We start from the raw sequence: 23,791 nt of genomic DNA, 5'->3' as shown, positions 1-23,791 counted from the left end.
AATTGGCAAAATTTGAAATACAGAACAATTGAAACAAATACAAAAGAGGAAACTGTGAAGATTGACAGATTCTTGAAATCTTTAAATATTCACAAATTTAACACCTAAGGAATAACATCAAATTTATGTTACAAAATAACGCAAATCTAAAATCAACTATCAACAGTCTTTGGAATACATTCTGGAGCGGTGGTATCAGTAACCCTTTAACAGCAATTGAACAGATTACCTATTTGCTTTTCATGAAGCGGTTGGACGACATGGAATCAAAGCGCGAAAAAGATGCTGAGTTTACAGGTGATTCTTATACTTCTAGATTTAGTGGCAGTTACGTTCCTTATGTTGACGAGGCACGTTTCCCACTTGAAGTATCAGATAACCCTACAGAGAATCAAGAAATTCAGATTGCTCTACAAAATGCAAAACAACCAAGGGATAAAAACGAATTGCGTTGGTCGTTTTTCAAAACTATGGCACCTGCCGAAAAAATGCTGGAACATGTTCGCTTTAATGTTTTCCCATTCATCAGAGCTTTAAATGGTGGCACTTCACCGTTTACCAAACACATGGCGAATGCGGTTTTCATTATTGAGAAACCATTGTTGTTGGTTGAAGCAATTAAACAAATTGAATTAATTTTTCTGGAAATAGAGAAAGATGCCTCCGAAGGTGGGCATTCTTTTCAAGACATACAAGGTGACGTATACGAAATGTTATTGAGTGAAATTGCAACAGCTGGAAAGAATGGGCAATTCCGAACTCCAAGGCACATTATTAAATTGATGGCTGATTTGGTAGAACCGAAATTAGGTAAACGAATTGCCGACCCCGCCTGTGGAACAGGTGGATTTTTATTGGGTGCTTTTCAGTTTATCTTAAGTGATTTGGTCCGTCAGAAGGACCCATCCAAGTTAATCACAGACAATGACGGCTTTGAAAGAGGAACGCTATCTGCTGTTTTAACAGAAGAAGTGAAGCATATTCTGGAAGATAGCTTTTTCGGTTATGACATAGATATTACCATGGTTAGACTTGGTCTTATGAACCTGATGATGCATGGGATCGATAATCCGCATATCGATTATAAAGACACTTTGAGCAAGACCTACAATGAAGATGCGCAATACGATATTGTGATGGCAAACCCACCATTTACAGGTAGTATTGACAAAGGTGACATTAACGAAAGCTTGAAACTGCAAACTACGAAAACAGAATTGCTTTTTGTAGAGCGCATTTTCACAATGTTAAAAATGGGCGGTGTAGCTGCTATCATCGTTCCTCAAGGCGTATTATTTAGTGCAGGTAAAGCTTTTACCCAACTGCGTAAAAAAATGGTAGAAGAAGCTGAATTGAATGCAGTGATTACCATGCCAAGTGGAGTTTTTAAGCCTTATGCTGGTGTAAGTACTTCCATTCTCATTTTCACCAAAGGTGGGGTTACCGAAAACACATGGTTTTATGAAATGAAGGATGATGGTTACGAGTTGAATGATAGACGTGCTGAAAAATTTAAAGACGGGGGTATTAGGAACTATGGAGACTTACAAGACCTAGTTTCAAAATACAGAAGTCGAAACACAGCTACCCATACAAACCGAACCGCTCAGTGCTTCTTTGTTCCTAAAAAAGAGATAGAAGACAACAACTACGACTTGAATATTAGTAAATATCAGAAGCAAGTATTTGAAGAAATAGAATACACAGAACCGACTTTGATTTTTGAAGAACTGCAAAAGTTAGAAGAAACCATTCAGGCAGAATTAAAAACCTTAAAAGACATGATTGCCTGATGCAAACCAAAGAATATAGATTAACAGACATCTGTGATTTTCAGGGAGGCACTCAACCACCCAAAGAGGAATGGATTACTAAGCCAAGGGAAGGCTATGCACGCATGCTCCAAATTCGTGATTTTACCCAAGATAAAGCAGAACATGTAGGTTATGTAAAAGACACAAAAAAACTTAATAAGTGTGAAGAAGATGATGTTCTGATTGGACGCTACGGAGCATCTGTTGGAAAAATCTTGACTGGTTTGGCTGGTGCATACAATGTGGCTATTATCAAAACTATTCCTAATGAAGAGTTACTTTCCAAACGTTATTTATACTATGTATTAACTGGTAAAGATTTCCAGAATTTTATCTTAAACATTGGAGCAAGAGCAGCACAAGCGGGTTTTAATAAAAGCGATTTATCACTTTTTAAACTGCACATACCAACTTCTTTAGAGGACCAAGAAAGAATTGTGGATGTGTTGGAGAAAGTCACAAACATCGTTAAGAAAAGAGCGAGAAGCATTGTGCTATTAGATGAATTTCTGAAAATGAAGTTTTTAGAGATGTTTGGCGATCCTGTACAAAATCAGAAGCAATGGAAAATTGATAGCATGAATTCTGTTGTTAAGGACATTCTTTCAGGCACAAGCTATGGGGGAAAAGAAAAAGAAAAACTAAGCTCAGATGAGCTCGGAGTTTTAAAAATAAGTGCGGTTACCCAGGGAATTTTCAACCCAAAAGAATTTAAAGCCGTCAAGAAAGAAAAAATTACAAAAGCTGTTATTCCTATTAAGAAAGATATGCTTCTCATTAGTAGAGCCAATACAAAAGAGCTTGTTGCAGCTTGTTGTATTATCCAAGCTGACTACCCATCTTTATTTCTTCCCGATAAGTTATGGAGTTTAATTGTGGATGAAACCAAGATAAGGCCCATTTTCATGAATTTTCTATTAAAGAATGAAAACTATCGAAATGTGGTAAGAAAAGAAGCTTCTGGAGGGCATGATTCAATGTTAAATATCTCTATGAAGAAATTTAGAGATTTAAGTCTACCGGTGCCAGATACAAACATCCAAAAACAGTTTGAACAGATAGTTAAAAAGATTGATTCACTCAAATTATTTTTTTATGATCAATCACTATTATTGGATAATTTAAAGGACACGCTTTCTCAAAAAGCTTTAAAAGGAGAATTAAAGATCGTTGAAAAAGCATTTATTGCAGGAGAAATTAAGCTTAAACCTAAGATCAGCGAAGAAATCATCGCGATTAAGAAAATCAATAAGGAACTTGAGGCTTTCCACAGAAATCAACCGCACACCGGAGCACCTGATGAAATTGATAATACTATTCGGCAATTAGAAGCAGAACTTAAGATAAAAGGTGAAATACCTTTTTCGGACGATTATGTAAAGTACCGCTTAGTAATAGGCAAGTTCAAAGAGCCCTTCACCTTTGATCAGCTATGGGAAGAAATCACCACGTTTCCTTTTGAAACCGTGCCCGAATATGACAAATTTTCTAGCATACTATTCAAATGGCTAGGTGAGAAACACGCCTTTATTCGTCAACAATTTAATGAATCTACCAAACAAATAGAATTAATCGTCAATGAAACTGCTTAGGCTTAAACTGAATACCGATTTCAGAAGCCTGCAAGCAGGTTTTGAAGTACATTTCCTTCGTGATTTTGACAAGGCGAAGGTATGGGACTTTATGCCCTATTGCTTGGTGGGTAGAAATGGCAGTGGAAAATCCAATATCCTAGAAGCTTTGGCGGCTATCTTCTATCATATCGAGTGTATTTATTTAACTAACAAGCCAGAAGGTTTTGATGATAATGGCTATATCGAAGAGGGATACGTTGATGAAGGTTATTCGGAAGAAAAAAAAGGTTTTTTTGATTCAAATGCATGCAAACCAAATGAGTTTGAATTAGAATATAGAATTCCCGTAAAGTGGAAGATGGTAAATAAGACTTTCAAAGAAATGGAAGATGTTAAATGGGATGACATAACAGCTCATATTCAGATAACAAAAGAAGATGGTAAAACTCCAGTAATCAAGTGTTTGAACAAAGACTTGTTTGATTCTGAAAACCCAGAACTAGAGTTGACAAGACTTGAAGTGAAGGACATTCTTCCCGAATATGTTGTTGGCTATTCATCAGGAGAAAACGAAATTTTAAGCTTACCCTTTTTCAAAATGCGATTCATTCATTATGATGAATATGAAGATGCGTTGCGAAATGAAACAGGGTATTCACAACCTGAGGGGCGGTTAGTTTATTTAGACAATCAATACAGTCAAGCTATTTTCTTAACCAATTACTTAATGCAAGATGAAGCAATCTTGTCTCCAATTTATCAGGCAATTGGTATTAAGGCCATCAAGCCATTTCGCATCATCATTCGTCAGGATGTGCCCATTGCAAAATTTCGCACAGAAGAAAATACAACAGCACTTAGAGCTGATGAATTAGAAATTGACAATAAAGATGTTTTTGAACTCACCTACAATCTTAAAAAACGACCAGAGGTTCAAACGAGTGAACTAAAAGCTATCGACAAACTGAAACAATGTGCCACCAGTCAATTTTTTGATGCGGAGAATAAAGTTCTTTTTCTCGATTACTTTATTGACCCAGACAAACGAAATGAAAAAGGTGAACTGGTTGAAATTAGCGAAATGAAGAAGGCGTTTCAGGGCAACTTCCAGGATGCCTTTGAGCTATTCAGAACCTTTCAAACGCTGCTGACACTAAACTTGTATGAAGTTGATATCAAGTTAAAACAAGACTTGTATCGCTCTGGTAGTTTATATGTAAACGAAACCGTTCCCACATTACCATCTGACAAACGCATTATGCGATTCAAGGATTTCACCATTGAAAAAGTAGGAACAAGAGATGATATCTTAAGCAAATCTTTATCTGATGGCGAACACCAATACTTGCATGCCATGGGAATTTGTTTATTATTTAAGGACACGAATTCCCTGTTCCTTTTAGACGAACCCGAAACACATTTCAATCCTGCCTGGCGAGCAAGATTCATTTCCACTCTTGGTGATTGTCTAGCACAATCTGATAAGAAAAACATGAGGGAGTTGCTCATTACATCCCATTCCCCTTTTATTATTTCAGACAGTCACGAAGAAAATGTTTTAATTTTTAAAAAAGAAGACGAAACCGGGGCTGTAACAGCTGAAAGACCAAACTTCAATACGTTTGGGGCATCTGTAAACCAGATTACTTTGAAAGTATTTGAAAAACATGAAACAATTGGAAGCTTTGCTAATTCGGTCTATGATAAGTTATATGCGCGTCTGGATAAGGGTGAAGATCCAGATCAATTAATTCAAATCGCTAATTACGAACTTGGTGATTCTGTTGAGAAAGTAATGTTTGTTAATAAAGCTTTAGAAAAAAAGAAGTAATGCTATTTCCATATCAGTACATAGAAAATCACGACATCTACACTCTCCAAGAGTGGATGGATGATTTGTTTCTGAATGTTTGGTGCACTGCGAACCCGGAGGTTGACTATGATATTGATCTTTTACCACAAGACCTGAAAGAAATTACCCTTGCCATATTTTATGATGCCAGGATTACAACAGACTACCTTTATGGGCCTATTGAACGTGTTTACAACATTTTCCAAGGTTTTGATCAACCAACGAAGGATTTGCTAGCTCAAGCATACCGAGATAATAACAATGTATTTGATTTGTGTAAGCAGCAAAATGGATGTACTCCTTACGTCTATGCAACTCTGCAGACCCTAAATGAACCGCTGAAAAATGAACTGATTACCTTTTATAAAAGCTTATTTACGAGCGTCATTCATCTTAAAGTGGTTCAAGATAAGATTGGCACAATAGATGATCATTATGACCAGTTTGTTACAACCAATGATGAACGAAAGTGTCCATTTTGCGGACTTAATAGTATTAAAGGACCAAATAGAACTGTACGTGACGCTTACGACCACTATTTACCCAAAGACATCTATCCCTTTAATTCAATTAATTTCAAGAATCTGGCACCGATGTGTCACGAATGCAATTCATCGCATAAATTGAGGCAAGACCCTATCACAAATCCACTCACTCATGTAAGGCGTAATGCATTTTTCCCTTATGACTGGGACAATGAGTATGAGATAAATATTGACTTGACGTTCAACAATCCAGATGTAAACACACTATCGGAAAATGATGTGATCGTGAATTTGACATCACCGACACACCAGCAAGAAGTAGATACTTGGAGGGAAGTTTTTGGGATTGAAGAAAGATACAAAGAAAAATGTGCATCCAAGACGGATGGGAAGTACTGGTATGTTCAAGCGACAGATGAATATGACAATTACCCTGAAAATGTTAAAGAAATATTTACCCAATCTGAATGGATTCAAAAAATGATAAATGAAGCTAACAGGAACAAGTATTCTGCTGGAAACTTTATAAAGGCAAAATACTTGGAGACCTGTGTTAATATGGGTATTATATGATTTGTTTTCTATGTATTGTCACTTCCTAGATATTCTACCCTTTTTTAGAGGGTAGAATCCACCTGTACGTCGACACGCCTTTGGGCTGGAACTATCCAGCTTCATGCTGCACTAAGTAGCACCATCTACTCCCAGAATTTTCCAAATTCCTTCTGGCTAGACCACCCCCGTACCTACAGGTTTTTAGTCTCAGGCACTGACATAGATGCCATTTCAATTTCTCGGAAAAACCGTAACAAATACGTAACGGCACAAAATTTTGCGGTTTCAAAAATAATTCGTAAAGTGGTTATGTAAGTCAGAAAAGCGCATTTTGCATCTTAATAGCACGGATAAAGTAGAAGACTCATAATCTTCTGGTCATTAATCTGACTTCTGTCTAGGGAATTATAATTGTATAGCTATCATAATTATTCCAATGCAATAGGCTAAAGCCTAAAAATGTAATGAAAATAATCTTAAGCGAAATTTAGCTGGAAAATACCACTTTCTCTCTGATGTAACTATTTGAAAAGTAATCGGTAAATTTAAATTGCATCACAAGTCTGTAAACTGGATATTCCGCTGCATAGTACGCCACGATTCCGCTACAAAGTGGTTCTTCGTCAATTTTGGTGAAAATATAAATAATAATTACACATTTATTTTTCTACAAAACCTTTCCCTTTGGCAAAGGTAACCCCTATTTTATCAAGCGGATTATATACCTGAGCCGCTTGATATTCCACTCCAAAAGTTCTTTCTATCCAAGCAGTAATTGCTGGACCAGTCCATTTTTTACCATTATAACCATGCTTTTGTGGTGATTCAGTTAATATTAACTTCTTAAGTTGCTCAAGCTGCCCGTCATTTAGTGATGCTTTTCGTCCTCGACCCTTTTTGTCTGCAAGGCCGTATGCCTTCTTTCCCGATATCCAAGTCGGTTTTAGATCACCAAAATTGACGAAGAACCACTTTAGTGCGGAACACTGGTGTACTTTCGTGGTTCTTCGTCACTTTTGGTGAAAATATAAATAATAATTACACGTTTATTCTTCTGTAAAACCTTTCCCCTTCGTAAAAGTAACTCCAATTTTGTCAAGCAAATTATATACTTGAGCCTCTTTATATTCCACTCCAAAATTCCTTTCTATCCAAGTTGTAATTGCTGGACCAGTCCATTTTTTACCAGTATAGCCATACTTCTGTGGTGATTCGGTCAATATTAATGTCTTAAGTTGCTCAAGTTGTCCTTCGTTTAACGATCCTTTTCTTCCGCGTCCCTTTTTATCAGCAAGCCCATCTACACCTTCTTTCTCAAAACGATGCACCCAATTTGTTATCTGCTTAAAGCTAACTCCATGTAATTCCGCTAATTTTCTACTGGAATAGCCTAAAGCGACTTTATAAACGATGTATAGTCTCATGCCTACAACAAAAGCCTCATTGCTGCTTAAAAGCTTCTTAATATCATCAGCTTTATACCCTTGAACTTTTAGTGAATTATTCTTCATATCACTTGTTTAATGATCTGCTAATTTACGAAATTAGTGTGTAATTAAATTATATATAATTAATGAAAGTTCCAAGGTTTATATTACCTGTTAGCGTAAAACTTAAGGCCAATTCTTGCATTTATGAAGCGGGTAATGTATTAATCAATGCGCTTGCTTGTCAACAAAGCTCAAGATGTCCCCTGTGCAATAAAAAAAGCAACCGAATACATAGTAAATATATTAGGGTACTCGCAGATTTACCCGTCTCCGGAAACCTTGTAAGGATTATGTTGGTTTCAAGAAAATATTTTTGTGATAATAAGGTTTGCTGCCGGAAGATATTTACCGAACGATTTTCAAAAGAAATAGAACCCTATAGCAGGAGATTGGGAAGGTCTGCCGATCTTATTTCTAAGATGGCTTTGGAACTATGAGGGAATAAAGGAGCAAATATTAGCAGGTTTGCAGGGGTTCCTGTAAGTTCATCTACTGTTGTAAGAATCATCAAGAAGCTTCCAGTTAAGGAGCATTTAGTAACATCTGGCATTATTGGAGTTGATGATTGGGCATTTAAAAAGGGCCGCACTTATGGTACTATACTTGTTGATCTTGATTCCAACAGAGTAATAGATTTACTACCAGATCGCGAAGCGAGCACATTGTCTGCCTGGATAAAAAAGCATCCTGAAATACAGGTTATATCTAGAGATAGATATGGGCCTTATGCTTTAGGTGCTACCGAGGGAGCGCCTAAAGCAATTCAAGTATCCGACCGTTTCCATCTTATAAAAAATCTTGGAGATGCCACCAGTCGTATGTTTCAAACCAGGGGAAAAGTTCTTAGAGAAGTTTTTAGCCTATACAATAATGCTGTCTCAAACAGCTTAGTCGTTGACCAACCAAAAATAATAGATTGCATAATTGATAATGATCAACCTGATAGCAGGTTAAATCCAGTAAAAGTGTATCTCTTTAATAAAGTCAAAGAAATGCAGCAGCAAAAGCTTTCAAAACGAGCAATCGCCATAGCTTTAAAAATAAACAAAAAAACGGTTTCCAGATACATGAGTCTGGATGCTCTTTACATTAGAAAGGAGCATTCAACTACTAATTTTGATTCTTTTACGCAAATCTTACTAGATGAATGTAACAGGAATAGAACATTTAAAGATCTGTTTCATACTATTGTGAAAAGCGACTTTAATGGCAAATACACGAGCTTTTGTGAAAGAATGAATAGTCTTTACGCCAACAACAAAATAAGCAAACACAACATACATTCTCAAATAGCACAAGTAAGGGTATGGTCTCCAAATAAGCTTTCTTTTCTACTTTACATGGATGACGAAAAATTAAATACTAACGATAAACGATTCTTAGAGCTCTTGTATGATAAATGCCCGGAAGTAAAAGAGATGGAAGTACTTGTAAAACAATTTAAAAATTTATTCAAATTGAAAGAACCGGGATCATTGTTAAAATGGGTTGCTGATGCTCAAACATCAGATTCTTCCATTAAAAACTTTGCTAAAAATCTCTTAAGGGATTATGAGGCTGTTAACAATGCGGTTATCACTTCATATAGCAATGGCCAGGTTGAAGGGCAGGTCAATAGACTTAAAAACATCAAAAGAATGATGTATGGGAGGGCTGGATTTCAGCTTTTAAGAAAAATGGTATTATCCAAGTCAGTTTTAGATCACCAAAAGTGACGAAGAACCACTTTGTAGCGGAATCGTGGCGTACTATGCAGCGGAATATCCAGGTAGTCTATCCCTCACTATCTCTTCTCAAAATAGTAGAAAAAATGATATTAATTGTTCGATCTAAAAAGTTCTATTATCGCAATTAGATCTTCATAATCTTGCGTAGTGATAGTTACCGCTGAACCGTGCGCTATATTATTTCTTATTCCTACTAATCTTCCTATATTAATTAGATCAATATCATTCTTGGAATATTTAAAGGCCATTGCAAAGGAAATTTTTCCTAATCCTTTTGTTAAACTTATTTTTGAGGTCGAATTTTGAATCTGAAAGCACTTGTTTACACCGTCACGTACCATTTTATAGCTATTCCCGATTTTTAATGGAACAATGGCTCCTGAGAGGTTAATCAGTTGATGCGGTGCATCAGTTACAATCGCCTCAGTATATTGTTCAATGGGCAGAAATAACGTAAGGAAAGCACTTTCTCTCATATCTAATTTAATCAGTTTAAAAAACTCATTAAGTGCTGCTTTTGAATAGGTAAGGAAATCAGAATCAGGGTTGAAGACATTATTAATAGCCGCTTCTTTTCTGATATAGAGTTTTCTTAGGTAGTCTCGTCCAAAACATCTCTGAACCTGTTTTTTGAAACTTTCATAGTTCAGTAGACTCAGATGATCCGGAATAAGATATTCAGGAGATTCTTTAATGTAATAACCATCGGCCCCCAGATCGATTAGATCCCTCATATTCCAGGCTTTATTTGAAGCAGTAAAGATGATTATCTGAAGCCCCTCGTTAATGGCTTTTATCTCCTTTAATTTTTTAGTACCGCTGTAATCTCCTATAGGGTGTACTTGTCCGGTGATATCTTCTTTTAATGGCAGGAGTCTTAGGTCTAAAAGTATCAGATCCCAGTCTTTATTAATCTCACTGCTAATCTTCTCTAAAAAATCGACTTCGGAAAGGTGCTCGCCTGTAATCACAGTTAATCTACCTCCCCTAAATATTTTTTCTAGTGCGAGTGTCCAGCCCTTATATCCCTCATCGTCGATATAGAGAATCTTTCTTTCATATGAGGGTATGGTGTTTGGCGTAGAAAGCGCAATGCTAGAGCCTATGCTCGTCGCAACAGTCCGCCCACGGTTGATACTGGACAGATATTTAAAATAAAGCGATACTTTTTTTTCCAGGGCTGGCGCTGAAGTATCGAGACTATTTAAATTTGCAATCCTATCCAATTGGACAACTCCCCATTCATTTGCCATAGAATGTGATCCGATCGTTTCAGGACCTTTTATAATAAGGTTACCCAATACATTAGTATTGAAATTAATTTCATTGGCAGGTAGTGTATAAGTTGCAAAACTCCGAATCTCGTCAATATCTTGGGGTGATAGTACACAGCCATCCGTTGTTGCTATCAGTGCATATTTATTCTCTTGGTCGATAAGTAGAGTTTCCAGCGAACTATCTGATATAAGAATTATCGGAAGAAGATGTTTTTTTCCGATATTTGCACTGAATCTTATATGTAGTGCGATCCGGATACCCATATTATTACCAATCTCTTCCCCCAAAGAGACGGGAATCAAAAGCTTATCAATAGTGTTATGTTCAAAAATCTTGGTTACATAAGTGTCAATATCTTTATCTGTACGCAGATCATAATATTCGATTGATTTGATTTCGATCTCGTGAATTATCTTTTGAGAAAATTCATTTGCATTATCGTTAAGAATAAATATTCCGTCCATACCTAATAAAAGATTTAATGATTTTATCTAAATAGTTTAAGAATAATCTTGCATTCAATTCAGAGAATTCTTTTTCTACTTTCGCAGGAGAATTACAAAGATCTCCGAATAGAGATACCAGAGTTGCGGCATTTTTACGAGCAAGCTCAATACCATGAATATTTATGTAGCTTGCGATCTGTGAATAAAGAGACTCAAGCTCCTTGTAAACGAAATTATTTCCATAAGCAAGAATTTTTATCTCTATCTCGTTATCTTTATTTACCTTGATAAGAAAATCTTTAAGATTTTTGTAGAAAAGTCTTTTATTTATTCCGGTGATGCTAAGCTCGGTAATAGCACCTTGTTCGAGTCCAATAAAACTGTTGCTAAAAAGAACCAAAGGTATCTTTTTAGATTTAGCAGTATCTTTTATCTTCTCTGCAACTCTGTTACTACCTTGAAGTACTTCTCCGTTTGAGTTGAAATCTGGAAAAGAATCATGAATAAGAATACAGCTTGCATCCTTAAAAAGTGACGGGACGCCTGAGATCATGAGTCGATCGAAAGATTTTAATATAGAACTGTATGTTCCATCTAGGAGATAGCTGCAACCATATTCTTTCTGTTGGTCTCTGCGATTGTCATCAATCAAGTAAATCATATCAGTAAAATGATAATATATGAGTAAAGCCTATAATGTTGATGTCGTCAATAGTCATTTTTTCAACATCTTGTGGATTATCTGTTAACATATTGATCTTAAAGATTCCGTCTTCAAATTGTGAAAAGATTGACCAGTTGCAAAGACCCCGAAATAATTTCTGTACTTCCTTAAAGTTACCGTTCAGAAGTTCAGCTGATGATGCAGGCTTATAGCACCTTGAGCCGACATGGGTAATTTCTAGGATTTTCATGGTATGATCTAGTAGAGTTTCCTTTCTGAAAGCGATTCTTATTTTATTCGATACCGAGATTCTTTCCAGCATACCATCGAGAAGATGTCTGATACCCCCCAGAATTAGGTCAACATCAGTATAAAACTCTGCTGCCTCGAGATGTTCATATCGAATATCAAAATTGTCATAATCTTCACCGAATTTCTCACGGACGGTGTTTTCTATAGAGAATCTTAGGGCAGGTGAGCGAAACTGTATGCTCTCTTTGAACGGTTTGATCAATTTATCTCTTAGTAGTTTTGAGCGAATCGGATGAATTCCTGGATTTGCATGAACCCAGTCCTTTACTTCTTTTGAGCTCCATCCGATAGTAATATCTAATTTTTTGCCGTTTTCCCAGCGCCACCATTTAGGCGTTTCGTCAAAGGCGAATTTCTTTATTTTAGCATATAAGGGTTTTGTTATGGAATAGATTCTGAAAGCTCTATTGAAATCCCGTCCGGCGAAATCCATGATCTTATCGTAATCAAATTCCCTGCCGGGAATATCATAATCATGGGTAAGATATTTTAGTCCATCGCTATCTTGGAAGAACTTAAGGAATCGAGCAACATCGTAAGGCTTATGCTCTGTAAATTCATCTTTACTGGCGATTGAAGTAGCTTTGTTTCTTGTCTCCAATATTGTACTCGCAAGTTTTTTAAAGCGATTCAAGAGAACATTGTAAGTTGGATCATTTGCACCTTTCACCATTTTCAGATAGTTTAGTCTACCATCAAGGGTCGAAAACAAGGAAACCTTCTTCGCTCGATACATAAAAGTCTTTTTATCAAAGAAGAAATTCTCTTCCGCTTTAACGTATCCGTATCTTTCCCAATAATATAGATACATTCTAATAGATTTGATGAATTTTCTCTTTACATTTACCTTTCTGTTTACTATTAGCCCTGTAACTTCCTGGCGGGATTTATTCCTTTGAAGTCTTGTTTTTTCAGTATTTATAGTAAATCCCTGGTTTTTAATAATTTCTTCAACCTCAAGAATAAATGTAGATTTTTTATCAAACGCATTGTACTGAGAGGAAAAGGTAATGTCGTCAGCATATCTAGAGTAGATGATATTATTATTTTTTGCAAGAGAAGTTAACATCTTATCCATGTTTAGGCAAACGGCATTGGATAGGATTGGTGACGTGGGAGCTCCTTGAGGAAGAACTCTAATGGATGCTCTGCTCTTATTCGGTATTTTATCTTGATCTATTGTACATAACTGACAGATCCTAGTTGCTATTGGCGTTCTTTCCCCACTTAGATTAAATGGAGCTTTGTATAAAGCCGATTTTATTTTAGCAGAATCAATTGTCGAAAAAAAATCTCTGAGGTCTAAATGGTAAACAAAATTCTGGCTCACATGACCTAATGCATTCTCTACAATAGAACTCGATAACTTGTAGCCAAATGAATTTGGATGTCCCTCGAACACACAAGATAGAACGAAATTGATCAATCGATGGATAAACTTTAATGAAAAGGTAGGGGTACTGATTTGTCTGTTTTTTCCGGACTTTTTCTTTATGAAAAAAGTGGTGTAGTCTTTATTGTACAAATCCTGCCTAAAAGTCCGTACAATATTTGAGCAAAATGCTTTCGTTTCATCCGAAAAATTCAGAATTACAATTATATGTAATAGAAGCTCATAAAACTCCTTCGTTGTACTACACGCATGGAATTTTTTGGCTACCTCCTGCCTTTGTTCGATTTCTATCTGCTTGAATAAATATTTCACGTTTAAAGAGAATAGAGACTGCTTAATTCAATATTAATAAAATCAAGATATAACAAGATCTATCTAAATAATAAATATAACCATTTCCCCAAGAAAACTTGGCGAGTATACCGATCGTTGGCTGCATGACAGCCCAGCATAAGAGTCAATTTTTTTTGCAGTCTCTATTTATTTCAAATATACTATTTCCAGTATAAACAGGATGCTTAGGCAAAAAATAAAAATATTGTATTTTTCTGCCATAATTTATCAACACCTAATGACTTATTCTACATTAGAATAATAATTTCTAAAATAGTATAGTTTTTATATATAAATCTTAATAGCTTAGAACAATGGCAAGGGATGCGCTTTCTTAGATAGAGAAGAGTGAGCAAGCTTAGCTAGTTAGGCTATTCATTGATTTGTAGAGGTTCCTCACTAAGTTCTCTCTGCCCACTAGCTGAATTTATTTTCTTTACTAGTTCATCAAACATATCCTTATGCTTGGCTAGCGCGATGAGCCATCTAAATCCGCATACCCAGAGAAAAACAATAATCCCGACCCATATTCTTTGCGACCCAAGTCCAATAACGGCGGCTATAATAGAAGTATAAATGAAATGCTTATACATGAAAAATTCGTAAGATAGGGCTGTTTGACCTTCCTTTCCATTTAAAAGAAATGTTCCTCTATCAATTGGGTTCATTAGATTCCAGCGAGATGGGGAAGAACCTGGATTGAATCTTAATCCATTATTCTCAATAACGATATCCTTTGCTGGTTTAGGTATGATAAAGTCACTTATTTGTTTTAGGATCAGCGGATAATCTTCTGGGTTGACTTTTCCTTCGAGTGGAGTGGTATATTTAATGGAGAACGGGAATGGCATTGGCTGCGGATTTGATTATCTGAGTAAGAACAAAGCTGCTAGAATTACTGAAAAGTAGTAGAGTAAAAGGAAGCTTCGTAATTAACGTTAATAAGATGAAGATACAAAATTCCAGAGCATTGCTTTTTACCTCGCTTTAATATTGAGGTTATAGGCGACCCAGATTTGCTTGTTAATTGGTTATAAGAAAATTTCTCTCCGCCCCGTGGTTAAAATTTTATATATAAATTGCTGGGAAATTGATGATTAAAATGGATGAATTTAAAATTATTATCAAAGAGGTAAGTCTTTTATTAAAGCAATTAGGTCTTGTCAGAAAGAGGAATACTTTTTATAAAGTATCAGATAAGAACTATGGAATTATAAACTTTCAAAAGAGCAGAGATAGTACAAAAGAAGTCATCAAGTTTACAATCAATTTTGGGGCCTATTCTGATGTTTTAGGACGATTACAATACGGTTATAGTGATTCAGTAAAACCAGGAGTTGATCAATGTCAATGGGGTGCCAGAGTTGGAGAATTTATGCCCAGTAGTCCTGATTATTGGTGGTATCTCAAGGTATCGAATTTTCATGCTGTTATTTCTGAGGTGATGGAAGCTATTCAAAGCAGGATAATGCCTGAATTAAATAAACGAATGTCTGATGAAGATTTAATAAACAGTTGGATAAATGAGAGACATGCAGGTACTACTGCAATGGGTCGATTTATATATCTGACAACACTTTTAAAGGCAAAAGGAGATTCTGATACTCTAAATCAAATCGTTGAGGCGTTTATGGAAGAATCAAAAGGAAGACCGAATGCCAGTAGAGCGATAGAGTATCTAAAGGAAATAGAGTATACGGGGGCAAATTAACTGCAAACTCAACCCATCCTCATACCTTCTTCATGCCATGTTCGCAAAAAAGTACTTTAACCCATGTTTGTATGAGGTTTATGCGAGGAAAGTGTGAGGTTTTGTGAACGATACGGTTTTTTTAGCCTTGTAGCCTTGGAAATTCTGCTTTTTTGACCAGGAGTACTTCGTCTTTTTGCAGGGTCAGATAGCCCATTTCGTAGCAGAAGAAATAGTTACTGCCTCTGGCGGTTCTGTATATGCCTGTGTAGTAGCCAAAGTTGAACCCTTTTTCGATTAGGTTTTTTCTGGTGGTTTTAACCATTCCGGTGGGGTTGAGGTTTTGGAGGATTTGTCTGTTTTTCTTGAGGATGGTATTGGTTTGTTTGATGAGGGTGTTGGTTTCTGTTGCTTTTTTTTCGTTGTAGTAGGCGCTTCGGCAATGGTCATCACAAAATTTCTTGTCTGAGCGGCCTTTGATGGTTTCGCTGCAATTTTGGCATTTTCTTTCTGTTGTGTTCATTGGGTTGGTTTTGACTTTGTGCCAATGTTGATGTTTTTGTTGGGATAATCACCATGGAGGAGTGGATTTTTTAGATTTTTTTCAGACCTGATGTATTAGAGGCGCCTCTCCCTGTCCCTCCGAATAGGGATGTTTATCAAATAAACCCGCACTTCTTTTCTCACTGGACCTTCCGCGAAGGGCTTCAGGCCCTGAGGTGTGAAAAGAGGTGCGGGTTTATTTGCAGGGTGGAGACTGGGGAAGGGGGAATTTATGGTGGGCTAGGTGATGGTGGTTAATAACCCAATGTCCCCCTTTGGAGGGGGTAGGGGGAGGAATTAGACAGGTTGCGTGTGTGTGTTCATGTTCCATAGTTTTTGATGATGTTGAGTTTGGGTTTTTGGTTCATGGTTTCTGTGTCCAGGCTTCTGTAGTTGATGGCTTCGGAGAGGTGTTTGATTTCGATGTCCTGGCTGTGGTCTAGGTCTGCGATGGTTCTGGCTACTTTGAGTATTCTGTCGTATGCTCTGGCGGAGAGGCCTTGTTTTTCCATAGCCATTTGGAGGATCCATTGTCCGTCTTCGCTGATTTTGCAGATTTTACGGACTTGCTGGGTGCTCATTTGGGCGTTGTTGTGGATGTTTGGGCTGTCTTTGAAGCGGTGGTGCTGGAGTGCACGTGCAGCGGTTACGCGTTGTCTGATTTGTTCGCTAGTTTCTGTGCTGTGTTCTGAGCTGAGTTCTTTGAAGGCTACGGGTTGTACTTCGATGTGGAGGTCTATGCGGTCGAGTAAGGGGCCGGATATTTTGCTGCGGTATCTTTGGGCTATGTTGGGTCCGCAGGTGCAGCGGATGCTGGGGTGTTTGTGGTAGCCGCAGGGGCAGGGGTTCATGGAGGCGATGAGCATGAAGCTGCAGGGGAATTCGACGGTGAATTTTGCTCTGGAGATGCTGACTTTTCTTTCTTCGAGGGGTTGGCGCATCACTTCTAGTGCTGCGCGTTTGAATTCGGGTAGTTCGTCGAGGAAGAGTACGCCGTTATGGGCCAGGGAGATTTCGCCGGGCAGGGGATTGGTGCCTCCGCCGACGAGGGCGACGTCGGAGATGCTGTGGTGGGGCGCGCGGAAGGGTCGGGTGGTGATCAGGGCGTTCAGGTTGGTCATTTTTCCGGCTACGGAGTGGATGCGGGTGGTTTCGAGGGATTCGGACAGGCTGAGTGGGGGCAGGATGGTGGGGAGTCTTTTGGCGAGCATGGTTTTGCCGGCGCCGGGTGGGCCGATCAGGATGAGGTTGTGGCCGCCTGCGGCGGCGATTTCCATGGCGCGTTTGATGTTTTCTTGGCCTCTGACGTCGGAGAAATCGGTGTCGTAGCTGTTGCTGTTTTTCTGGAATAGGGCGCGGGTATCGATTTGTATGGGTTCTATGTTGGTTTCGTTGTTGAGGTATTGGATCACTTCTTTGAGGTGGGTTACGGGCAGGATATCGAATTGGTTCACGATAGCTGCTTCTGGGGCATTGATGGCGGGTAGGATCAGGCCCTGGTAGCCTTCTTTTCTGCCTTTGATGGCTACGGCCAGGGCGCCTTTTACGGGTTTGATGTGGCCGTCGAGGGAGAGTTCTCCGAGGATGAGGTGGGTGTTTAGTTTTTTGTCGGAGATCTGGCCGGAGGCGGCGAGGATGCCGATAGCGATGGAGAGGTCGAAGGCGGTGCCTTCTTTTTTAACGTCGGCGGGGGAGAGGTTGACCAGGATTTTTTGGCGGGGCATTCTGTAGCCGGATTCTGTGATGGCGGTTTCTATTCTTTGGAGGCTTTCTTTTATGGCGTTGTCTGGGAGGCCTACGATGTAGGCGTGTGTGCCTGCGCTGATGCTGACTTCTATGGAGATGGTGGTGGCTTCAATGCCGAGTACGGTACTGGCGTAGGTTTTTACAAGCATGGTTGTGGGTTTTTAGTTTAGTAGTCCTTGTTCTCTGTAGCTGTGGTATCCTTCTGGGTGGATGCTGAGGTTGTCGAGTATGGTTAGGCTGAGCATGTTGGCGGCTTGTTTGAGCTGGAGGATGTATTTTAATTCGTCGGGTGTGGTGTGCGTGGTTGGTGTGATGGTTTTGTGGATGAGTATGAAGGAGCCGCATTCGCTTTCGAGGGCGATTTGGAGGAGTGTGCGTGGGTCGCCGTAGGTGTTGTCTTCGGTTTCTATTTTTTCTTTGTGCTGGAGGTGGTCGGAGCTGTTGAATAGCAGGATCCAGCGGCCTTGTTCTTCGGGTTCGAGGATTTCCTGGATCCATTGGTAGTTGTCTGGTGTTTTTCCGGCTTTGTAGGTTTTTTGCAGGGGGTTGTTGACCATTCTGTTGTAGCAGAGTTCTACGGCTGCGGCGATGGATAGGGCTTTGGCTATGCCGATGCCGTTGAATTTGGAGAGTTCTTGGATGGACAGGCTGGCGAGTTTCTGGAGGTCGTTGTCTACGCTGTAGAGCATTCGTTCTGCGAGGTGGACTGCGGATTCTTCTCTGCTGCCTGAGCCGATCAGGATGGCAATGAGTTCTGCGTTGGACAGGTGGGATTTGTTGTTGCTTAGGAATTTTTCTCTTGGCCGGTCTGCTTCAGACCAGTGTTTTATGGTTTTTATTGGGTACATCGTGTTGTGGTTTGATGTTCCAAAGGTGGGGGTATGGGGTTTGGTTAGTCGTTTTTTAAACGGTTATATGCGGATATATGAGTTTATCAAAAAAAAAACCTGCTCTTCTTTTCTCACTGGACCTTACAGGCCCTGAGGTGTGAAAAGAGGTACAGGTTTTTTTTGCAGGGTGGAGACCGGGTATGGTGTTAATATCTGAAACTGTGAATATTGAGCGTAACGGTAGAGACTCTTCATATATGGAGAAGAAAGAGTTAAACCAAAAGCATATTAATGTCAAATGGTATAACTACAATTGGGATAGGATTTACATTCTATTCTTCTGGAAAGAAGGTGCAAATGCCGATGTAATAACATTGGCTGAATGTGAGGCCTTATTAAATCTGATGATTAGACAGAATAACGATGTAGTAAATAAAACTATTGAATTAGATTTTCGATTCGTTAACAAAAAAATGCCCCCTTCAAGTGATGAAGAGGGGCTAGAATTTATTTTTTGGCAAGTACGTTAGCAACGATCTTTATTATCCATCTAAGGAATATGATAAAGAGGATAAGGCTTACAATCGGCCAGACAGCAAGTAATATCGAATTGGTTTCCATAATTACATTTTCAATTATAATGTGAAATTAGTTATATTTCCTGTATTAAAAAGAATAAAATAATACTTTATCAAAAGAGTTCTCACCACTAGGGTATGTATATTGAGGATATGGCCCAAATCTCATAACCATTCGGCCACTTATAGGTTTTCTGTAAAGCTCACCAATGTCATTTACGAATATTAGGAAAACAACAGTGCCATAAAAGTTAATTGTTGCCTGCGATCCTAAACTCTGTTGAGAGAAACTTACACCCTTAGATTCATAACTCATTGAAAATGTTAGACCATACATTTCTGCCTCAGCATTATAACTAGAAAAATGACCCCAGGTAAATCCACTCCCCTGCTGAACAGTGTCCTCAATTTTTATATCACCTGAGATGTAAAACCCAGTTGGCCAGTTAAAATTAAATGAACCCCATCTAAAACGCAGAAATGGCAAGTATTGATAGAAATGTCTTTGAGACCCGAAGTTGAAAGTGCTCATATTATTTTTACTCAAAAGAGGATTTGATTGTAAAATAGGATTTGATGCAGAAGCTCCTGCAGGAGGCGTATAGGACTCCAACTTGCTATTAGTCATATTTTCAAGAAATGCTCTTGCCTCCGCTACGGTTTTAAATTTTCTGACTACAGTATCTTCTGGAGCAACTTGCACGTTACCTGCTGATTCTAAACTATAATCAGTTCTGAGTTGGGTGAGACTGTCTAATAGGAGTGCCTTTGCTTTTATCGCAGAAGTATTTGCGACTGATTTCTTTAGACTTGCCGTAGCATTCTGTTCGATTGAACCATCTTTCGTACAGCCGAATAGCATTACTAATGCAGCTGAGAGGGTTAGTAATTTTAATTTCATTTTTTGTGAAAATTGTTAATTTTTAGATGTTTTTTTGCAAAAATATAAAATTATAAGATGAATTTGCATTGTAATTTGCCAATAACGCAACTTTTGTTCTATGTGGTTGATTGTGCGTATTTTAAATTTTACAAAAAAATATCCAAAGAGAATGTGATAACCAGAAGTATTTAGGTGCCTTTCGTAAGTTTCTTAGAAATGAATCGACGATTGCTGAAGCCTTATTGTGGATAGATGCGTTATTAAAAAAACCTGCACTTCTTTTCTCACTGGATCTTACAGATCCTGAGGTGTGAAAAGAGGTGCGGTTTTTTTTTGTTGGGTGGAGACTGGGTATGGTGTGCTAGCTCAGCGTGTTAACTAGGTGTATTAATTCATTCCAGCTCCGCTGGTATTTACCTCCCAATTTTCTGTGATTTTTCTCAAAACAAAGTTTTTGATTTTATCTGAACTTTATATAACTTTATTTTAAGTTAAAATTATTGTTACCACTATTCGGATTATAATAATTACTATTGGCTTAAAATTTAGTAACTTTAAACACAGGAGCTAACCAAATGACTTTGTACCCACTATTTACTGACCAGGAATTGTTGATCAAACTGCGCGATGGCGATAGGTTGGCTTTTGATGCGCTTTATGAAAAACACTGGGACAAGGTATATGGGCAAGCTTTTAAAAAGCTGCATGATCCTGATCTGGCTAAGGACATTACGCAGGATGTGTTCATTTATCTTTGGACGCACCGGGAAAGTAATTACATAGATAACTTACAGGCTTATTTGTTTTCTTCTGTGAGGAATAATGTGTTTAAGGCGCTTAAGAAAGATGAGAGGTTTTTGCCGATCAGTGATTTGGTATTGGAGGCGAAAGCCTACTATCCTGGAGCGGATGCGGATCTTTTGCAGAAGGAGTTCTTCAAAAGTTATGACCTGCTGATTCAGGCTATGCCTGCGGCACAGCAGAATATTTACCGGATGCGTTATCATGAGGATCTTTCTACGAGTGAAATTGCTGAGAAGCTGAATATTTCCAGGAAAACTGTTCAGAACCAGTTGACCAGAGCGGTTACTTTGCTGCGGGCTTCTTTACTTTCTATTGCTTTCTTAATGAGCCAGGGGCAGTAGCTTTATAAAGCTTATGAATCTACACCCAGTTGTAGTAGAATTTTACCTTCTGAGTTTTTGTATACCTTAACCTCTGTTAGTACCAGGTCTGCTATATCATGGCCCCAGATGGCGTATTTTCCATCTGTTTGGTTTCTGTTATAGAGTTCTTTCCTTTCTTTAAGTGGAACCGTTTTGGTTTTGGCTGTTTCTTCTTCTTCTTGATAAAGCTGGTAGTAATGTTTACTGATCTCCCGTAACAGCAGTTCTCTGGTGAAACCAGAGGGCGAGGTTAAGTCAAAGCGATATTCTTTATTTAACGGATAGTCTATGATAACGGTAACGTGGTTATCTGGGATAACCACTTTGCCTTTATCAACAAGATGTGGTATATCCAGTTCTGGTTTCTCGAGGCTGGCCCAGGGAATAATCCCATCTTCAAAATCTTTGGTGTTTTCTGTTGCTATCTCATAACGGATAACAGACAGTAACGCACCAAGACTGTCTGTACGTTTGGATAATGCCTGTTTTTCCCTTTCGGTTATTATTTTGTCGTATTCTGATTTGTATATCCTGGGAGGTTTTGAATGACAGCTGAACAGGGTAAGCGCCAAAAGGGCGATTAATAAATTGGAGAAGGCAACTTGTTTAATAGAGCGCATAATTAAAAATTGTTGGTGATATAAATATACTGCACAATTTGTAATCATCGAAACAATCTGGGTGAAATAAGTTACTAATTAGGGGTTGGTTTTATAATGTATCCCCTAAAAAACCTGTACCTCTTTTCTCACTGGACCTTCCGCGAAGGGCTTCAGGCCCTGAGGTGTGAAAAGAGGTACAGGTTTTTTGTAGGGTGGAGACCGGGGAAGGGGGGGGATGGTATGTTAGAAAAGTCTACTGTGCGCCGTTTTCAGCGCTGTTATGTGTTGTTAAAAAAATATTTTCATTTCTTATGGGACTTTTTGTTTTTCGTGGCTCATGTAATAAATGACCTCTTAGATAAAGAAAATGAAAAAGGAACAATACATAGAGATACTTACTAAATACCTTGACGGCAGGGCCACTACTGTGGAGGTTAATTTTCTCTTTGCTTATTATAACTTGTTCATGGCGGATGCTGATGTGATGGAGATTTTGAGTGTTGAGGAGAAGCTTAAGCTTAAGTTGAGCATCAAAGCAAATATTGATCATAATATAGATGAGCCTGGTGTAGATGAGTTTGCTGCAGCAGTGTCTGTTGTTGAAGAGCCGATAGTGTTGGAAGAAAGCTTGGTGAAACGCCGGATTCTATGGTCACGTATGGCTGCGGCTGCAGCAGTTCTTTTGGTTATCGGCGCTGGCTTCTTCTTTTACACCTCTTACTTTTCTGCTCCACGTCATCTCGACGGAAGCGCAGCGACGAGAGACCTGTTAGCAAACGACGTCAAACCTGGTGGCAACAAGGCTTACTTAGTATTGTCCAACGGCAAACGTCTATCCCTAACCGATGCTGCTAATGGTGAGCTTGCTAAAGAAGCAGGGGTGGAGATAACCAAAACTGCCGACGGGCAGGTTATATATACAGTGAAAGCCCCTCTCTCCCCACAAGGGGGATCTCTCCCCGGAGGGGCGAGAGGTAGCGTGGAGGCTAGTAGCGATGGGGTAAAATATTCGAATGCTCTTAACACAATCGAAACCCCCCGTGGGGGGCAATACCAGATCCGACTCCCTGACGGATCCAAAGTATGGCTTAACGCCGCTTCTAAATTGATTTATCCTGTTTCCTTTACGGGGCGTGGGCAGCGGGTAGTTGAACTTAGTGGCGAAGCCTACTTTGAAATAGCTAAAGTAGTACGTCTCTCTCCCTCTGGGAGAGATGGGCAAAGCCCAGAGAGGGTTCCTTTTGTAGTGAAATCCAAAAATCAGGAGGTTACTGTATTGGGTACGCACTTTAATGTGAACAGCTACGCTGATGAAGGTAATGTGAAGACCACGCTTCTTGAGGGTAGCGTAAAAGTTAACCAGGACATCTTGAAACCCGGCCAGCAATCTACCCTTGCCGATGGCAAGATAACCATAAAAGATGTCGACGTTTCCCTTGCCATAGCCTGGAAAAACGGCCTGTTTGCCTACAAAAATGCCCCACTGGAAACCGTAATGCAGCAAATTGCCCGCTGGTACGACGTAGACATTGAGTATACCAATCCACAAACCAAACTACAAACCTTTAGTGGAACCGTATCCAGATATGATAACGTGTCCAAAATATTAAAAGCCATTGAATACACCGGATCCGTTAAATTCAAAATGGAGGGACGGAAAATTATTGCCAACTAAATAACCGACTAATATTAACCAAAACCAACCAATCATGACCAGATATTTCCAAAAAGAATAGAGTTAATGTAGAAAAGCGGGTGGCTTTAGAAGAAAACCGCAAAGGTGGTGGAACACCTCTGCGGAAGATAGCTGAGTTAAACCCTTCCCAAACT

Annotated in this window: 21 protein-coding genes; 10 read left to right on the top strand and 11 right to left on the bottom strand. The window is 38.7% G+C overall.

The genetic code is table 11. The features are described from left to right. Positions 1-125: 125 nt before the first annotated feature. From R2S08_RS06915 to R2S08_RS06900, 4 genes are read left to right on the top strand one after another with little or no spacing between them, the layout of a single operon-like run. The gene (locus R2S08_RS06915; protein WP_316834466.1) at positions 126-1,793 is read left to right on the top strand and encodes an N-6 DNA methylase; all 1,668 of its coding nucleotides are present in this window, start codon (positions 126-128) and stop codon (positions 1,791-1,793) included. Continuing rightward, a complete protein-coding gene (locus R2S08_RS06910; protein ID WP_316834465.1) occupies positions 1,793-3,406 on the top strand; it encodes a restriction endonuclease subunit S in 1,614 nt (537 codons plus the stop codon). Before R2S08_RS06915 ends, R2S08_RS06910 begins: the two co-directional genes overlap by 1 nt. Continuing rightward, positions 3,393-5,219, top strand: coding sequence for a restriction system-associated AAA family ATPase (locus tag R2S08_RS06905; protein ID WP_316834464.1), 1,827 nt, complete (start codon positions 3,393-3,395; stop codon positions 5,217-5,219). The genes R2S08_RS06910 and R2S08_RS06905 overlap by 14 nt, the downstream gene beginning before the upstream one ends. Further along, positions 5,219-6,298, top strand: a complete 1,080-nt coding sequence (locus R2S08_RS06900) for a hypothetical protein (protein WP_316834463.1) — start codon at positions 5,219-5,221, stop codon at positions 6,296-6,298. Before R2S08_RS06905 ends, R2S08_RS06900 begins: the two co-directional genes overlap by 1 nt. A gap of 641 nt (positions 6,299-6,939) precedes the next feature. Here the strand turns inward: R2S08_RS06900 and R2S08_RS28855 are convergent. Together R2S08_RS28855 and R2S08_RS06895 are read right to left on the bottom strand one after the other, a co-directional pair. After that, complete coding sequence (locus tag R2S08_RS28855) at positions 6,940-7,212, bottom strand: helix-turn-helix domain-containing protein (RefSeq protein WP_410479515.1); 273 nt, start codon at positions 7,210-7,212, stop codon at positions 6,940-6,942. Between the two features lie 114 nt (positions 7,213-7,326). Further along, the gene (locus tag R2S08_RS06895; protein WP_316834462.1) at positions 7,327-7,791 is read right to left on the bottom strand and encodes a helix-turn-helix domain-containing protein; all 465 of its coding nucleotides are present in this window, start codon (positions 7,789-7,791) and stop codon (positions 7,327-7,329) included. Between the two features lie 62 nt (positions 7,792-7,853). Here R2S08_RS06895 and R2S08_RS28850 point away from each other — a divergent pair, with 62 nt between their 5' ends. Both R2S08_RS28850 and R2S08_RS06890 read left to right on the top strand, forming a co-directional pair. Further along, the gene (locus R2S08_RS28850) at positions 7,854-8,207 is read left to right on the top strand and encodes a transposase family protein (protein WP_410479512.1); all 354 of its coding nucleotides are present in this window, start codon (positions 7,854-7,856) and stop codon (positions 8,205-8,207) included. Positions 8,208-8,225: 18 nt separating this feature from the next. Continuing rightward, entirely contained in the window at positions 8,226-9,485 is a 1,260-nt protein-coding gene (locus R2S08_RS06890) for an ISL3 family transposase (protein WP_316834589.1), read from the top strand. A 101-nt stretch (positions 9,486-9,586) separates the two neighbouring features. On the opposite strand, the gene R2S08_RS06885 is transcribed toward R2S08_RS06890, so the two are convergent. The 4 genes from R2S08_RS06885 to R2S08_RS06870 form a co-directional block, all read right to left on the bottom strand. Further along, positions 9,587-11,239, bottom strand: a complete 1,653-nt coding sequence (locus R2S08_RS06885; RefSeq protein WP_316834461.1) for a hypothetical protein — start codon at positions 11,237-11,239, stop codon at positions 9,587-9,589. Then, positions 11,217-11,882 carry a hypothetical protein gene (locus tag R2S08_RS06880; RefSeq protein WP_316834460.1) on the bottom strand — a complete coding sequence of 222 codons (666 nt, stop codon included), beginning with the start codon at positions 11,880-11,882 and terminating at the stop codon, positions 11,217-11,219. The genes R2S08_RS06885 and R2S08_RS06880 overlap by 23 nt, the downstream gene beginning before the upstream one ends. A gap of 1 nt (position 11,883) precedes the next feature. Further along, complete coding sequence (locus R2S08_RS06875; RefSeq protein WP_316834459.1) at positions 11,884-13,902, bottom strand: reverse transcriptase family protein; 2,019 nt, start codon at positions 13,900-13,902, stop codon at positions 11,884-11,886. A 392-nt stretch (positions 13,903-14,294) separates the two neighbouring features. Further along, on the bottom strand, positions 14,295-14,774 hold the full coding sequence (locus tag R2S08_RS06870) for a hypothetical protein (RefSeq protein WP_316834458.1): 480 nt from the start codon (positions 14,772-14,774) through the stop codon (positions 14,295-14,297). Between the two features lie 251 nt (positions 14,775-15,025). On the opposite strand from R2S08_RS06870, the gene R2S08_RS06865 reads away from it, so the two are divergent. Beyond that, on the top strand, positions 15,026-15,634 hold the full coding sequence (locus R2S08_RS06865; protein WP_316834457.1) for a DUF4304 domain-containing protein: 609 nt from the start codon (positions 15,026-15,028) through the stop codon (positions 15,632-15,634). A gap of 121 nt (positions 15,635-15,755) precedes the next feature. Here R2S08_RS06865 and R2S08_RS06860 read toward each other — a convergent pair whose 3' ends face one another. The 3 genes from R2S08_RS06860 to R2S08_RS06850 form a co-directional block, all read right to left on the bottom strand. Beyond that, on the bottom strand, positions 15,756-16,136 hold the full coding sequence (locus R2S08_RS06860; protein WP_316834456.1) for a DUF2116 family Zn-ribbon domain-containing protein: 381 nt from the start codon (positions 16,134-16,136) through the stop codon (positions 15,756-15,758). Positions 16,137-16,476: 340 nt separating this feature from the next. Next, a complete protein-coding gene (locus tag R2S08_RS06855; RefSeq protein ID WP_316834455.1) occupies positions 16,477-18,051 on the bottom strand; it encodes a YifB family Mg chelatase-like AAA ATPase in 1,575 nt (524 codons plus the stop codon). 12 nt (positions 18,052-18,063) lie between these two features. Continuing rightward, positions 18,064-18,750 carry a UPF0758 domain-containing protein gene (locus R2S08_RS06850; RefSeq protein WP_316834454.1) on the bottom strand — a complete coding sequence of 229 codons (687 nt, stop codon included), beginning with the start codon at positions 18,748-18,750 and terminating at the stop codon, positions 18,064-18,066. A gap of 239 nt (positions 18,751-18,989) precedes the next feature. Here R2S08_RS06850 and R2S08_RS06845 point away from each other — a divergent pair, with 239 nt between their 5' ends. Continuing rightward, positions 18,990-19,262, top strand: a complete 273-nt coding sequence (locus R2S08_RS06845; protein WP_316834453.1) for a hypothetical protein — start codon at positions 18,990-18,992, stop codon at positions 19,260-19,262. Positions 19,263-19,398: 136 nt separating this feature from the next. Here the strand turns inward: R2S08_RS06845 and R2S08_RS06840 are convergent, their stop codons facing one another. Continuing rightward, complete coding sequence (locus R2S08_RS06840; RefSeq protein ID WP_316834452.1) at positions 19,399-20,211, bottom strand: hypothetical protein; 813 nt, start codon at positions 20,209-20,211, stop codon at positions 19,399-19,401. A gap of 557 nt (positions 20,212-20,768) precedes the next feature. Between R2S08_RS06840 and R2S08_RS06835 the strand changes: the two genes are divergently transcribed. Then, positions 20,769-21,338 (top strand): RNA polymerase sigma factor, encoded by a 570-nt coding sequence (locus R2S08_RS06835; RefSeq protein WP_316834451.1) that lies wholly within the window; start codon positions 20,769-20,771, stop codon positions 21,336-21,338. 11 nt (positions 21,339-21,349) lie between these two features. On the opposite strand, the gene R2S08_RS06830 is transcribed toward R2S08_RS06835, so the two are convergent. After that, positions 21,350-21,979 carry a hypothetical protein gene (locus tag R2S08_RS06830; protein ID WP_316834450.1) on the bottom strand — a complete coding sequence of 210 codons (630 nt, stop codon included), beginning with the start codon at positions 21,977-21,979 and terminating at the stop codon, positions 21,350-21,352. 349 nt (positions 21,980-22,328) lie between these two features. Here R2S08_RS06830 and R2S08_RS06825 point away from each other — a divergent pair, with 349 nt between their 5' ends. Continuing rightward, positions 22,329-23,636, top strand: a complete 1,308-nt coding sequence (locus R2S08_RS06825; RefSeq protein ID WP_316834449.1) for a FecR family protein — start codon at positions 22,329-22,331, stop codon at positions 23,634-23,636. Positions 23,637-23,791 lie beyond the last annotated feature (155 nt).

The organism is Pedobacter nutrimenti (genome assembly GCF_032678445.1).
GTDB lineage: Bacteria > Bacteroidota > Bacteroidia > Sphingobacteriales > Sphingobacteriaceae > Pedobacter > Pedobacter nutrimenti_A.
Note: the sequence above shows the minus strand (reverse complement) of the source record. Positions and strands in the feature narration are given on the sequence as shown.